The sequence below is a fragment of the Brevibacillus ginsengisoli genome (genome assembly GCF_050113715.1).
In the GTDB taxonomy this organism is placed as follows: domain Bacteria; phylum Bacillota; class Bacilli; order Brevibacillales; family Brevibacillaceae; genus Brevibacillus_H; species Brevibacillus_H ginsengisoli.
This window is the reverse complement of record NZ_JBNJQR010000002.1, coordinates 300,218-314,459: the sequence shown is the minus strand read 5'-3', so window position 1 is coordinate 314,459 and position 14,242 is coordinate 300,218. Positions and strand designations below refer to the sequence as shown.

Annotated in this window: 14 protein-coding genes; 3 read left to right on the top strand and 11 right to left on the bottom strand. The window is 45.4% G+C overall.

What is annotated here, in order from left to right:
- Positions 1 to 14: 14 nt before the first annotated feature.
- From ACQCN2_RS05080 to ACQCN2_RS05060, 5 genes are all read right to left on the bottom strand, one after another.
- Positions 15 to 827 carry a GTP pyrophosphokinase gene (locus ACQCN2_RS05080; RefSeq protein ID WP_426927810.1) on the bottom strand — a complete coding sequence of 271 codons (813 nt, stop codon included), beginning with the start codon at positions 825 to 827 and terminating at the stop codon, positions 15 to 17.
- A 142-nt stretch (positions 828 to 969) separates the two neighbouring features.
- Positions 970 to 1,863: a M23 family metallopeptidase gene (locus tag ACQCN2_RS05075; RefSeq protein WP_426927809.1), complete on the bottom strand. Its 894-nt coding sequence runs from the start codon at positions 1,861 to 1,863 to the stop codon at positions 970 to 972.
- A gap of 111 nt (positions 1,864 to 1,974) precedes the next feature.
- Complete coding sequence (locus ACQCN2_RS05070) at positions 1,975 to 2,253, bottom strand: hypothetical protein (protein WP_426927808.1); 279 nt, start codon at positions 2,251 to 2,253, stop codon at positions 1,975 to 1,977.
- A gap of 205 nt (positions 2,254 to 2,458) precedes the next feature.
- Entirely contained in the window at positions 2,459 to 2,653 is a 195-nt protein-coding gene (locus ACQCN2_RS05065) for an alpha/beta-type small acid-soluble spore protein (RefSeq protein WP_426927807.1), read from the bottom strand.
- A gap of 198 nt (positions 2,654 to 2,851) precedes the next feature.
- Positions 2,852 to 3,196 carry a DUF952 domain-containing protein gene (locus ACQCN2_RS05060; protein WP_426927806.1) on the bottom strand — a complete coding sequence of 115 codons (345 nt, stop codon included), beginning with the start codon at positions 3,194 to 3,196 and terminating at the stop codon, positions 2,852 to 2,854.
- An 84-nt stretch (positions 3,197 to 3,280) separates the two neighbouring features.
- Between ACQCN2_RS05060 and ACQCN2_RS05055 the strand changes: the two genes are divergently transcribed.
- Positions 3,281 to 4,159, top strand: a complete 879-nt coding sequence (locus ACQCN2_RS05055; protein WP_426927805.1) for a 5'-3' exonuclease — start codon at positions 3,281 to 3,283, stop codon at positions 4,157 to 4,159.
- Positions 4,160 to 4,188: 29 nt separating this feature from the next.
- Here ACQCN2_RS05055 and ACQCN2_RS05050 read toward each other — a convergent pair whose 3' ends face one another.
- From ACQCN2_RS05050 to ACQCN2_RS05040, 3 genes are read right to left on the bottom strand one after another with little or no spacing between them, the layout of a single operon-like run.
- Positions 4,189 to 5,358 carry a glycosyltransferase family 2 protein gene (locus ACQCN2_RS05050; protein ID WP_426928173.1) on the bottom strand — a complete coding sequence of 390 codons (1,170 nt, stop codon included), beginning with the start codon at positions 5,356 to 5,358 and terminating at the stop codon, positions 4,189 to 4,191.
- 18 nt (positions 5,359 to 5,376) lie between these two features.
- Complete coding sequence (locus ACQCN2_RS05045) at positions 5,377 to 7,080, bottom strand: vWA domain-containing protein (RefSeq protein WP_426927804.1); 1,704 nt, start codon at positions 7,078 to 7,080, stop codon at positions 5,377 to 5,379.
- Positions 7,081 to 7,098: 18 nt separating this feature from the next.
- Entirely contained in the window at positions 7,099 to 8,403 is a 1,305-nt protein-coding gene (locus ACQCN2_RS05040) for an AAA family ATPase (protein WP_426927803.1), read from the bottom strand.
- A 174-nt stretch (positions 8,404 to 8,577) separates the two neighbouring features.
- On the opposite strand from ACQCN2_RS05040, the gene ACQCN2_RS05035 reads away from it, so the two are divergent.
- Complete coding sequence (locus ACQCN2_RS05035; protein ID WP_426927802.1) at positions 8,578 to 8,739, top strand: hypothetical protein; 162 nt, start codon at positions 8,578 to 8,580, stop codon at positions 8,737 to 8,739.
- A gap of 94 nt (positions 8,740 to 8,833) precedes the next feature.
- The gene (locus ACQCN2_RS05030) at positions 8,834 to 10,231 is read left to right on the top strand and encodes a hypothetical protein (RefSeq protein ID WP_426927801.1); all 1,398 of its coding nucleotides are present in this window, start codon (positions 8,834 to 8,836) and stop codon (positions 10,229 to 10,231) included.
- A gap of 144 nt (positions 10,232 to 10,375) precedes the next feature.
- Here the strand turns inward: ACQCN2_RS05030 and ACQCN2_RS05025 are convergent, their stop codons facing one another.
- From ACQCN2_RS05025 to ACQCN2_RS05015, 3 genes are all read right to left on the bottom strand, one after another.
- Positions 10,376 to 12,427: a thioredoxin domain-containing protein gene (locus tag ACQCN2_RS05025; RefSeq protein WP_426927800.1), complete on the bottom strand. Its 2,052-nt coding sequence runs from the start codon at positions 12,425 to 12,427 to the stop codon at positions 10,376 to 10,378.
- A 161-nt stretch (positions 12,428 to 12,588) separates the two neighbouring features.
- Positions 12,589 to 12,738: a hypothetical protein gene (locus ACQCN2_RS05020; protein ID WP_426927799.1), complete on the bottom strand. Its 150-nt coding sequence runs from the start codon at positions 12,736 to 12,738 to the stop codon at positions 12,589 to 12,591.
- A gap of 165 nt (positions 12,739 to 12,903) precedes the next feature.
- Complete coding sequence (locus ACQCN2_RS05015) at positions 12,904 to 14,136, bottom strand: DUF418 domain-containing protein (RefSeq protein WP_426927798.1); 1,233 nt, start codon at positions 14,134 to 14,136, stop codon at positions 12,904 to 12,906.
- Positions 14,137 to 14,242 lie beyond the last annotated feature (106 nt).

Here is a 14,242-nt window from a genome sequence, read left to right as displayed (position 1 = left end):
CTCTTGATCTGGAGTTAACGAAGTCTTTTACCCAATAGTTCGTGAATCATCTGGAATTTGGGGTTATCCTGGAACGCTCCTTCGTATTGGCTAAGATGTTCCTTGTATAGCGCGGCAGCTGACTCGAGGTCTTGTCGCACATATAAGGAGAAGACTTCTTCCAACTTATCCTCTAACGTTGTATCCACCGGTGATGGGGTCAGAATTTCCTGACGCAGGTTATTCATCAATTCATCTAATTGATGCGTAATAGTTGACGCTTCATTCAATTGCTGCAACACGTTTTCTGGGATGTTCCCCGCATATTTATAACGCAATTCGTGTTCATTGGTCGCCCAAAAGTTCATTCCCAACGTACGAATTTGAATTTCACAGATAATTTTCTTTTTAAAGCCACCAAGATAAACGGTGTAGGCGCAAATCATGTGAATGCTTCGATAGCCCGAATTTTTCGGGATGGTAATGTAATCTTTTACATCGAGGATCTCCACATCTTCTCGTTCCGAAATGAGCTGTTTTACTTCCAGAACGTCATCGATATAACGGCAAACCACACGCAATCCGGCAATGTCGGTGATTTCTCGAGCTAAGTCCTCCTGCCAGGTGTCGAGTGTGAAATCCACGCCTTTATCTCGTGCTTTCTTCATCAGGCTGTCTGTTTTCTTGATTCGACCGACGACAAACTCAATCGGGGAGTAGCGACCCATTTTTTGAAATCCATATTTGATACCTTTAAGCTTTAATTTAAGTTCATCTACCGCTTGTTCATAAGGGGCTAAGAAGCTTACTAACGAATTTAATACTTTTTTCGGAATCATGGTGTTCATAGCAGAAATACCCTCCATTTATTTGAATCGGAAAGTACAGAATCTCTTAAAGAGGTTAGGAATGATTTAACAGTTTATCATTCAACATGTTTTATACAAATTCCTGCAAACATATGTCTGACTTATTGACAATATGTATTGACTACGGAATAAATACTGTATCAAAAAACACGTTCGGATTCACAAATGTATTTCCAATCAACATGGCATAATGTAAATGAGGTCCAGTTGAAAACCCGGTTGTACCAATTTTACCGATAACTTGACCTTTGTGCACGATCTCTCCCGGTTTGACATCGATCTCGGAAAGATGTGAATAGGTCGCAAATAAATTCAACCCGTGATCAATTATAATTATATTACCATTCAAGTACATTTCGTCAGCCAAAACCACTTTGCCGCTTTCGGCAGCGACAATGGGAGTTCCAGTTTTGTTTGCCAAATCAATCGCTAAATGTGGATTGTCCGGCTTGTTATTAACGATACGTCTATACCCGTATGGTGTGGTTAATTTCCCTTCAACCGGCAACTTGAACTTTCCCGTAAAATATGGTGTCGAGGATGATTGAGATCTTGCCTGATTTATTTTCAACTGGTCTGATTGAATTCGTTTGGTGTTGGTCTTCATGCTTTCCATTTGTTTGCTAACAGTAATGGAATCAAACGGGAAGGTTTTGGCATTAATTTGTACATGGCCCAATAGTTGATGTTCCTTCGATTGAAGCGGATAGGTTCCAGCCTTCATATCGATGGGGATCGGAATAAATAGGACATATTTGTCACCACTTGGTTTGAGGGAATAGGTACGATTCCATAGCCTTATCGTATCCATCCATGGACTCTCAACGAATAAAACGTCCCCTGGATATAGCACATCCGGTTTCGTGTACAGTAAAGGAGCGGGATCTGATGTTTGTTGAGAAGGTTTGGATGCCTCTGGTTCATTGGCCGGAATTGGCGCATTCACGTGAAATGGAAATAGAAACAATCCCACCACGAGAAAACTTGTAGCGATTAACCATTTCAGAGGTGACATGGTAGATTTCCCCCTTTTTTCCAGTATACCAAAGAAAAGATAAGGGGAGACAAGCTTTTTGCTGAAAGCTAAAGTAACGTGAAAAAGGAAAAAAGGCAAGTTCCTTTTTTCCTAAAGTCGATTGCCTTCATTTTTTGAAAATTCGGCAAGCATTTCCATCACATTCTGGACATTTCCTAATATTTGTGAAGCTCTTCTGCTTTTTTCTGACAAAGAGTGAAAATCAAGCATGGACGGTCGTTTTTGAGTTTCAGACCTCCACTTGGCGAACAAGTTCGTCGCTTCGTGAGGATTTTTTCGGATATTTGACATTTTTGCTGAGTCTTTTTTAATCCAATTATGAAACTCAGGGTTTTCTTTTAGTAACTTATTAACTTCCTTCTTCTTCATGCTTACCTCCTCCTATCAGGATCAGTTCTAAGAGCGCCTTCCCCGGTCTCCTAGATGCTCACACAATACCATATGACAGTCCGCAGGTGTCGCTTGTGCGTTTTCACCAAACTACTTGAATTAGGCTTAGGAAAAACAATGGTCAATAAAAAGAGAAAGGAGTACCCTAAGGTACCCCTTTCCGCATCCAGTTATTAAGTTGTTGTTAGCGAGAAAGTTGTTGCTCAGCGAAGCTAACCAAACGCTTCGTGATCTCTCCACCAACAGAACCGTTTTGGCGAGAAGTAGTATCCGCGCCGAGACTTACACCAAATTCGGCTGCAATCTCATACTTCAATTGATCAAGGGCTTGGTTTGCTTGAGGAACTAACAGGTTGTTGCTGCTTGAGTTGTTTGCCATTTGTTATGCCTCCTTAAGCATTTTTTCTCCCGGTACGGACTTGAACCGCCAAGCTTATTTGAGCTTGTCTCCCGTTGAGGCCGAGAGTCGATGAGAGGTTGAGTAGTTGTACTGCTTTGTTGCTGTTATCATCCCTCTTCAATCGAAACCCATACATGGCTGATCATGTGTAAATATTGTAAGAACTAGTGTGTTAGCTTAGGAGATCACTTCCCCAATCTGCCAGTTTCCATCTTGGCGAATCATGGTGCGAATCTCCTGAATGGCATCCTGATTGAGTTCCCCATAAATGTGTGGATACAAGTTTCCGTCCTTGGCCATCTCATACTTCACTTCAGATTGAATCCGCTCCTCGTTGATCACTAAGACATACAGTTCATCGTGAAAATCCGCGTAGACTCTATTCGCCACTTTACGCAAAAAGTCGTCTCCCTTCGTCGCATGGATAAATCCTTCTTGCGCGTAATCTCTTGGCAGGTAGCTTTCTTTTCCTTCATAGGTACTCCAGTAGGTTTTTGGAACAAGACAGTATATGATTTGCATAATCATTCTCCTTTATCGCGTATGTAAGAAATGAATGTTGTTCTGTGTTATAATGGACAGGTCATGTCTAGAGAGGTGGAAAAAATGAAACAACCGTTTAAATATTTATGTATTGATGGCATGAGCTTTCTGTTCCGCGCCTATTACGCGTCGGCTTGGGGAGGCTCTATCCGTCAAACCTCCAGCGGACTTTATACGAACGCTGTTTTAGGGTTTACTAAAATGATGCTCGACTATGTTGATCTTGTTCGTCCGACTCACGTCATAGTCGCTTGGGACGTAGCCGGCAAAGAATCCTTACTTCGCACCCAATGGTATGAAGGCTATAAATCAAACCGTGTAGAGGCTCCAGCCGAACTGATTCCTCAATTTGATCTGGTAAAGGAAGTCGTCTCAGCCTTTTCCGTTCCCAATCTTGGTCTGACTGGTTATGAGGGCGACGATATTCTGGGAACCGTCAGCTCGAAGCTTGCGGGCGAAGGTCATCACACTGTAATTGCCACAGGCGATTACGACAGCCTGCAGTTGGTGAATGATTACGTCTCTGTCAAAATCCTCAAAAACGGCGGGAAACATGAACACTATACCCCACAGAGTCTGTTTGAGCTTCGCGGGATTACTTCTGAACAAGTCGTGGATGTAAAAGCCCTACAAGGTGACGCATCCGATTGTATCCCGGGTTGTCCTGGCATTGGCGAAAAAACAGCGTATAAGCTAATTCGTGAACACGTCACCTTAGAGGGCCTGTACGAAAATCTTGAGTCTTTGACTGCCAAGACACGAGCCAAGCTAGAGGATCATCGCGAACAAATCTTCATGAGTCGCAAATTGGCTACGATTTTATGCGATGTCCCTGTGGAATTTACGCATGAGGAAGCCCACTGGAATTATGACACTGACCTCGTTCACTCTAAATTCAATGAACTTGAATTCTCTCGTTCACTGATTACACGGGTTGGATAACTTTAACCTACTATATTTGCCCTGCCTGCTTACAGGCGGGGTTTTGTCATTTTCAAGGTTTCGAGCGGATACAGGGTTCCTCGCCAGATAATCCCTCCTCTCTTCCACATGAGAATGGCTGCTCTTCCCAGTGTATAAATGAATAGCGGAACCAGGATCGGAAAGAGTAAATAATACACCACCGAACGAAAAGAGAATCGGTCATGCAAACTAAAGTAGAGAAGACAACAGAAAAACATTAACAGATAGACCGCTCTGTTCCAACCACTTGTCACAAAAAGACCGATGAAAGGCAACAGATACAAAAGTGAAAGTGGAATTAATCCCAGCAACAACAAGCTCGCTCGGTACTCGAACGGAGCCATCGTGTTCTTCTCCAGCCCTCTCATCATATCAAGAATGGATGGGTACCATTCTACTCGGAGAATTTCCTCCGCCAAGCCGAAGTCTTGCTTGTAGCCTAATCGTTTGACTCGCTCACCCAGTTTAAGATCATCATCTGGCCGCATGCGAATCACCTGATGGGTGCCAATCGCCTGATACACATCGGACCGAATCAAATTGAAGGCGCCAACTCCCATATAGGCATTAGAACGAGGATTCTTCGCATTTTGCGGGCAAAAAAACAGCATCAAATTAAACATGAACAAGAAAATCAAACCGCGTAGCCAAAAACGGGAAGAAACCATCTTCGGAGCCAACGCAAGATGATCGTAACCCTGATAAAGAACATGACTCATGGCTATCGAGAGAACCCTTGGATCAAACACCACATCCGCATCTGTAAATAACAGCCAATCTCCATGGGCTTGCTTGGTACCTTGGTATAACGCGTGGTTTTTGCCAAGCCAACCTTCTGGAAGCTTCTCGATATGCAGGACCTGCACCTTGGGATTCCTGTGATGAATCTCATCTAGAATGCGACCCGTGCCATCTGTTGAACGGTCATTGATCGCGATGATCTCGTAATCAGGATAATCGATAGCGAGCAGGGACCGAATGGCTTCATCGATGCTTCGCTCTTCGTTACATGCGGTCACAATGATACTTACTTTGGGCCATTTATGATAGCTTGCGGGAAGCTCCACTTTGGAAGTACGTCTCAGTTGGGTCATTCGTAATAGTCCTGGCAAACCCCTTCCGATTAAACCAAGCCAAATTCCTAAGAAAATAATCCCGAGGATTCCCATGAAGTCCATCACCTGCTCACCTCCCTTCTACTGAAACACATCCAAAAGTATACCGGTATTCTCTTCCTCCGTCGTTTCCCAAGTCGCGGCGAACCTGATCTGATGCGACACACCCAAAATATCGTAGGCTTGGACGAGATGTTGACGAGCAGATCCTACAATCAACGAGTGGAGCTTCACCTGTTTCTTCTTCCCCAATTCCGCCAATTGATCCTGGACATATGGAGATATCCTTCCCACGCCATCTGTCACCATCACGAAATCAGCTCCTCGAAATTGCGGCGACCTCTCCACTATCTCGATCCCCCGCTTCATCGGCGCGTCAAAATGCGTACCGCCACCGAAGGCAAGCTTGGCAAAGGCATAGAATTGATCCCAATTGGGCCTTTTGTGATATAAGGTGTGTTCGATCAGCTCACCCTTGGCTCCAAACAAAATCAGATGAAAATCTCTTTTTTCGATCAAACAAATCGCGGCAAACGTCATGACAAAAATTTGCGCCATCCGAAGCTTGCTTCCCCGCATGGAATGGGAGGTATCCAGCATGCAAATGACGGGTCCTTTTGGCGGCTGATCAACCCAACCAGAAGTGTCATAGGTAAACAACTTCTGTTCGATCCATCTGAGTTCGAAATAGGTCTCCAGCTCAGGATCCGCTAAAAGCACCGCTTCACTTGGAAGCAGGTGAGCGATATCCCCTGATTGACGCAGATCGTAATACTCTTCGGGAAGCTGTCGTGTGCGAATTTCTTTTCGCTTGAGCCGAAAATGATGCAGGTTTCGTCCCACTTCATGGATGAAAGCCAGTAAATCAGGATAACGCTTGAGCCTTTCTACCCACACCATGTATTTTTCGAAGGCTTGTCTGCGCAATTTTCCCAACTCACTGCCCCAGCGTCTGTTGGCCACTCGCTGGCTAGCTTCAATCAGATTAGAGACGAATTGAGTTTCGGTCTCTTCTCCTTCCAATGCTTCTTTTAACGACTGTTCTAGCCATTTACCCAGTTCCTGCTCCAGCGATTCAATCGCTTCCTTTTCCTGGCGTTCCAAACGGTCCATGTGTTTTTCTCGCTGGGCTAATTCCTCTTCTGTCTTCTTGAGCTTGGCCGTCAGTTTCGCCCGCTTGGTATATTGGGTTCGCATTTCTTCCTGAAGGTCAGTGATTCGTTCTTTTAACGCGCGTATCTCATTCATCACCAGTGGCTTGGTGTCTATTGCGGCTTGCTTGTCTTCTACTACTCGTTTTCCTTGCTGAAGGGTATAGCCGATTAGCTTGAGGCGCTCGATCTGTTGGGTGGTCAAACGCTCACTGACATTGGAAGGCTGCTCGCCCTGCTGACCCACCTTCGCGTCCTGACCGACCGCTGATTTCTTCTCTTCCTTTTCTTTCTTCTTCACTTCATCCGCATAGGTCTCGGTCAACCACATCAAAGCTTTGACCGCTGTTTTGAAGGCAGCCGTCTCCTGATTAATCGTGCGCGGATGGATCGTTTGATAAAAATATTGCTTCAAAAGCGTCCGCACCATCCAGCGGTGAAATGGCGTCGCTTCCTTCGTCTCGTCAACCTCGGGCTGTTGGAGAAAAAAGCACAAGAAAAAATCGGCGAACAACTCATTATCAAACCAAGGGGCATGCATTTTGGCGCCAGTCATCCACTCTTTGGCAACTCGCGAAGAACGGAAATAAGCGTCGAACACGTAACGGTCGACGCGTTTGCAACGGATGATCAAGTCTCGTTCCCCACCTTTTTACAGCGTGTAATCGTACTCGGCACCAGCAATCTCACGGTCAAAAATTGTCCGATAATTCCCTTGCAGCATTTGCAACAATCTCTCGCCTTCAATACGAAGATGGGTATATTTCACGGTATATTTCTCCATTTGGTGCAATAAAATATTTTTCCTACGGAGATAAGCGGGCAGATCCTTTTCGTGCTGCTGCCAGTCTACCAAGCGGTTGCAAAGCGCTCTCGCTGATTCTTCCAGCTGAGTACGGCACTCTTCCAGCAGCAAGCGGAATCGTTCCTGTTGTTCCTTGCTCATCTTGGCGCCCACTTCTTTTTTAAACTGGAAGGCATGTAACTCATACTCTAGTTCGATCCATTTCTCTGCAACCTGCTGGTAGGAACGCAGCGGCAGTTCGTTTTCCACTTCGGTTTTCAGCAGTTCAGCAAACCTTTTATCAAAAAGCTCGGTCAAGACGGGAAGCTCTTCAGGGAAATCCCACAGCATATGCGGAGTAAAAATGGTATCCCAGATCGTCACTGTATCTCTGCCATGCAATGCTGCCGAGGTTTTCCAAACATGTCCGATTTTGCTCCAACGGCGGTCGGAGAGTATGTATTCTTTTTCTTCCATGTCCTGCTTTAGTTTATACAGAAAATAAATAATCGCTTCCGGAATCGTTACATGTTTGCTTTCCGCTTGAATATCCTTACTATCGTACAGTGAGAACACCGCCGGCAAAGGATCTGTCGGTAAATTAAACATCGCTTCGTAGCTTGCCGCCGTCTTCAGATAAGAAACCTCATAGCGTATCAGGAAACGATCGTACAACGCTGCTAATTGTTCGTTCTCCTCAGGAAGTTCGTTAGAAGCGGCGATCAGGAATTGCAGGGGTACTGGTTCTTTTTCGTTCCCATTGAAAAACATGCGTTCATTTAATATGGACAAAAGCGAATTCAAGATCGCGCTATTGGCCTTGAAAATTTCATCAAGAAAGGCGAACTGCGCTTGCGGCAGGTATCCCTTCGTCTTACGAACGTATTGGTCTTGCTTTAATTGTTGTAAGGATACAGGTCCAAATATCTCGTCTGGTGTAGTGAAACGGGTCAGTAAGTAATCAAACCAATGCTCAGAGCCAAACAGTTGGGAAATCGCTCTTGCCAGCTGTGATTTGGCGGTTCCAGGCGGACCAATTAACAGCACGTTTTCACCACTTAACATACTTAAGAGCAGTAAACGAATTAATTCACTGCGTTCCAAAAAACGGCTTTCCAATAAGTGGACGGCTTTGTCTATTTTCTTTTGCAACTGGTCTGTATTGGGTTTCATTTCTACGGCACGCTCACCGTGATGGGAGGCGCCTCCCTCCTACTCATCAGCTTCCAAACTCTCTGTGCTCTATAGTGACATAATCGGTTGGAAAAAGCTAGTTATGAGCACGTCCACCTGATTAGATTCAAAACGCTAGGAAATAATAGGTAGGAAATAGAAGGAGGAAGATTCATGCCTCAATTCCACTTGTCTGACGAAGAATATGAACGTTTAATGGAACGCATTTATAAAGTCCTCTCCCGCACTGAAGAGTTGGATCACGTCACCCATCATATGATGTGGGAAGTATGGCGCCTTCTCTACCATAGCAAAAGCGATAAACCCGCAATATAGGTGTAAGAATTCACATATATCCGCTTTCACCCATGATGGGCCTCTAGCATACCCTGCTGATAGAAACAATTTTCTGTCAACAGGAGGGTGTGACATGGGAATTGAACTTACTTTTCTCCATTGGGTTTATGTGTTCTTCATTATCTTAATCATCTTGCACATGATTTTTCGGCGAGATACAAGCATCGTCAGTATTATTGGGGTGGGCCTGCTCGGTTTTACCGCTACCGGATCGCTGATTTCTTCTATCGGGGGTATTTTCGGCAGTTTTATCTACGCTATTTCTGAACTGTTGCCGACGATCCTGGTCATCTGTATTATCGTTGCCATGAGTCACGTTCTGACCGAAACAGGTGTCAATGAGACGATGATTCGACCGATGACCTCGCTGATTCGCAATCCTTCCCTTGCGTATTGGGTGATCGGGGTTGTCATGATGGTCATCTCCTGGTTCTTCTGGCCTTCCCCTGCCGTCGCTTTGATCGGAGCGGTTATGTTGCCGGTAGCCGTCCGAGTAGGATTACCTGCACTCGGGGTGGCCATGTCGATGAATTTGTTCGGACACGGAATCGCTCTCTCCGGCGACTTCATCATCCAAGGAGCTCCTACCTTGACCGCTAAGGCGGCGGGTATTCCGGTAGGCGACGTTATATCTGCCAGCGTACCATTAGTCATCATCATGGGTCTGGTTACGACGCTTACAGCCTTCTGGTTTTTGCGTAGAGATTTGAAAAAAGGGACGTTAAAACAGAATGCCACAACCTTCAATCAAGAGAAAAAAGTGTTTGCCAACAAACGTAGCCCCTTGTCAACTCCCGCACGCCGGGCCTTAGCGATTCTCGTCCCATTCCTCTTCTTGCTTGATGTGGTCAGTATGTTCCTCTTCGATCTAAAAGGAGGAGACGCGACAGCTCTCGTCGGCGGAACAGCCATGCTCATTATGATGATTGCCTCCCTGATTGCTCACAAAGACGGAGGTTTTGAGAAAACAACCGATTATCTCATTCAAGGCTTTCAATTTGGCTTCAAAGTGTTTGGTCCTGTCATCCCCATAGCCGCATTCTTCTATATGGGGGATTCTGGTTTTGCGAAGGTTTTCGGCGATGTTCTTCCTCATGGTTCACAAGGTATCGTCAATGACTTAGGGATCGCCCTCGCCAATACGATTCCACTGAATAAGGAAGTAGCGGTAGTTACGCTTACGTCGGTTGGCGTCATTACTGGATTGGATGGTTCCGGTTTCTCCGGTATCACATTGGCAGGCTCAGTGGCTCAGCTGTTCTCTCATGCGCTCGGAACCGGAATTGCCACGCTGACAGCACTTGGTCAAATCGCTGCGATCTGGGTCGGAGGCGGTACTCTCATCCCGTGGGCACTAATTCCCGCTGCAGCCATATGTGGTGTCGATCCGTTTGAATTAGCGAGGCGCAACCTCGTTCCAGTCGTAGTCGGGCTTGTTGTCACAACTATTTTTGCAATGTTTCTAATTTAATTGCAAAATGCAAACATTATCTTTCGAGAGACAAACAATTAGTAAACGCGCTTCGTGAATCTGGACCAATGCTGATTCGCTTTTATGTGATAAGTAAACAAAACCAAAACCCTCAGCTCTGTGTGAACTGAGGGTTTGTGTCGTTTATAAATTCTCCAAATCTGTTACAGGCTCCTGACAAGCAAAATTCTCGCACAAATAAAGTGTGGGCTTGTTGTTTACCATTGTTTTGTCCTGCGCCATAGGAGCAAGGGAAGCAAGGTTGCCTTTAGGATCATGGATCAGCACAACACGCAATGGATTATATTCCACGCGAACGGCTGCGGCCATTTTCCTGGTTATCTCTGAAGCACGTTCTCCCGCTATGACCACCTGACTTGGCGGATTCATAGCCAACTGAAGCGCCATCAAAGAGAAGCTATACCCAATTGGGTAATGCTCAATATCTCCCCCAAAGGCATGCAAAAGCTTTTCCGCATACTCTTGGAATTCCTTCCTTCCGGTTAAGTAGTACAAGCGCTGCAAATTGTAGGCGGTCACTCCATTGCCAGAAGGGGTTGCACCATCATAAATTTCTTTTGGCCTCGCGATCAGCTGTTCAGCGTCTTCACCATAAAAGAAAAGCCCGCCCTGCTCCTTATCCCAGAATAGCCGGAGAAGTTCATCGGTTAGTGAAAGAGCTTCCTGTAAATACATCTCCTCAAAGGTCGCATCGTACAGTTCAAGTAATCCCCAGGTCAAAAACGCATAGTCGTCCACGTATCCAAGATAGGCGGCGTGTCCATCACGGTAACGAGCCAACAGGCGACCATCAGCTTTTCGCAACTTGGAGGTAATGAAAGTAACGGCCTTCCTTGCCGCTAGTTCATACCGTTCATCGCCTAAAACTCGAGCGCCCTTGGCAAGAGCGGCGATCATTAAGCCGTTCCAGGAAGCTAAGATTTTGTCGTCCTTGTCGGGATGAATACGCCGTTCTCGGACGGCAAATAATTTCTCGCGAGCTCCATTTAAGAGCGGGATGATCTGTTCGGCTGTTTTTCCCAAGCGTTTGGCAAACGACTCAATGGTTTGGTGAATCAGGTTCGGGATACTGTGCCCTTCAAAATTGCCGTGCTTCGTTATATCGTAAACATTAGAGTAGAATGTTCCAATATCTTTACCCAGCGCTTCACGCACTTCCTCAGGTGTCCAGACATAAAACTTGCCCTCTTCCCCTTCAGAGTCCGCGTCCTCCGCCGAATAAAAACCTCCCTCAGGATCCGTCATATCACGCAGGACGTAAGTGAACACTTCCCGCGCTACACGAGCGTAATATTCAATGTGAGTCGCCTCAAAGGTTTCCAAATAGGTGTAGGCAAGTAACGCATTATCATAGAGCATTTTCTCAAAATGGGGAACTAACCACTCCCGGTCAACGGAATACCGCGCAAAACCAAACCCCACATGGTCGTATATTCCTCCGCGATGCATGGAAGTTAGCGTCTTCTCCACGATGGCAAGCGCCTTCTCGTCTTTATGAAGTTTGGAATGTCGGAGCAGGTACAAAAGATTGTGCGGAGTCGGAAACTTGGGCGCGTCGCCGAATCCTCCGTACTGTTCATCAAAGGAACTTCTATATAGCTCCATCGCTTCTTGAAAAATCGCATCGGATAAGTTGCCTTCCCCAGTCGGGTCAAGATGAGGCGTGACCGCTTCGCTGATCCTATCAATCGTTTTGTTGATCTTTTCTTTGTCCGCTTCCCAAACGGTATGGAGTTTATTTAGAATCTCCATCATTCCTGGTCGGCCGAACTTTGTCTTTTTCGGGAAGTAAGTCCCGGCAAAAAACGGCTTCTTCTCTGGTGACATGACAATCGTCAGCGGCCAGCCTCCACTTCCCGTTACCGCCTGACAAACCGCCATATATATGTGGTCTACGTCGGGGCGTTCTTCCCGATCTACCTTGATTGAGATGAAGTGCTCGTTCAAGAGAGCGGCTACTTCCTCATCTTCGAATGATTCTCGTTCCATGACGTGGCACCAATGGCAGGTGGAATAGCCGATACTAAGAAAAATAGGCTTGTTTTCTTGTTCAGCCTTTGCGAATGCTTCATCTCCCCAAGAATACCAGTCTACTGGATTATAAGCGTGTTGGAGTAAATAGGGTGATTTTTCGTTATGTAGACGGTTCGGCCTTTTCCCTGCATGGTTTTCCATTCAGTACCTCCTATAGTATTCATATCAATAAATCGTACATATTCAAAGACAAACGACACTAACGAATGTCGTTAGTGCCTCTTGTTGTTTTCATTTACTTTTTTGATTCCTTTGGAGATTATTATGCACCAATTTTATCCAGAAAAAACAGACTCCACTTTTCATATCCACAGTTTTACAATAATATCTTTTAAATTGAGATGCCCGTGAACGGGGGTTAGAGCATAATTTTCCGTCATGGACATGCCCATCCCCATCAGCGACCCAAAAAAGAAGAAAAATACTGATAACTTCATCATGCGAACAGCCATTCTATCAACCTCACCATTAATTCATTTGTTTTTTTGATTTCAATAGTTTTGATATAGTCTTTTCTCGTTGCCCAAACCCTTTGGGATCCAATAGAGTAAACCGAATAGTCCTTGTTGAATAAAAATCGGCAGTCCCGACAAGTACCTCTCCCCGATATGGTAGAGCTAGGGTACAAGTTTCGAGGTAGAAGCTGCGACCGTCCGTACTCGCTCAAGCTTTCCGTAGGACAACCTCCTCCATACCCATTCCATCGGTCCGAGTGGAAACCGGTTCATCCACCATATGCTAAACCCGATTTCGGCTGCGATCACAATTAGACAATAGCCGAAAACCGTAAGTAAATTCAGCTTTGCATAGAGTCCTAGCCCAGCAAAAATGGCTATCGACAAAATCGACTGCAGCATGTAATTCGTCAAACTCATGCGTCCCACCGACTTCATCGGTAAAAGGAGCCTTTTCCCGATCGATTTTTGGGAAGTCAGCACCAATAGCGAAATATATAGAAAACTAAGGAATATCCCCCAACCGTAAATTAGAAATTGACCGAGCAGCGCTTGATAAACACCTAATTCGAAGTATCCTAGCCTTGTGCAGGCAAATAATAGAATCACAAGGATGCTTATTGTGGCGCTAATGTTCCTGATTTTACGAAATAATTGCAAATAATTGCCGATACTTTCGAAGACACCGATCCGACCGAAATAAAATCCGAGTAGCATCATCGCAAACATACTGGGATAACCGATCTGCTCCGACATCAAATTCGGAAGTACCTCATACTGGAGATGGAAGGTTAGCCACTCTCCATAAGTACCTTGCTGATACGCCACAATAGCAGCGGCGGCGGTATTTTCCGCAATCTTGTAATTCGCGATGCCATCGACATTCGAAGCTTCTTGCGGTTGTAGGAAGGCCAGCGTAAACATGGCGAAGAAGAGGACAAGAATCGAAATGGCCCATATTAACACGGTTTTGTTCCTACGCCGGTAAAACAACATCAACAAGCAGCCGATTATAGCATAGCTATGCAGAACGTCGCCGTTATACAAAAAAAACATATGAACAATGCCGATAAGAAACAGGATGAACATCCGACGAGAGAAAAACCTGTAGACTCGCTCCCCCTTTTGCTCGGAACGGCGCATCTGCAGAAAGAAACCCAATCCGAACAAGAAGGAGAGGATCGGATAAAACTTCCCAGCAAAGAACATATCGGTCACGAGCCTTACCCCTTGATTGACCGCAGACTCCTCCGGCAGCACGCCGACGCGCTGGAAAAAAAGGTCAGGTGTACTCATGAACCATATATTTACGAAAAGGATGCCGAAAACCGCAAATCCCCTTAATACGTCAATTAATGAGATACGTTCGGCGGTTGAAACCGGTTGAAACGTCAATGCAATCATTCCTTTCTTACAAATGAACTCGTCGCCATTACCGCAACTATAATGAATTTCTTCACAGCAAGGTATTACCCTTAGGGATAATTCGATATATACTCAA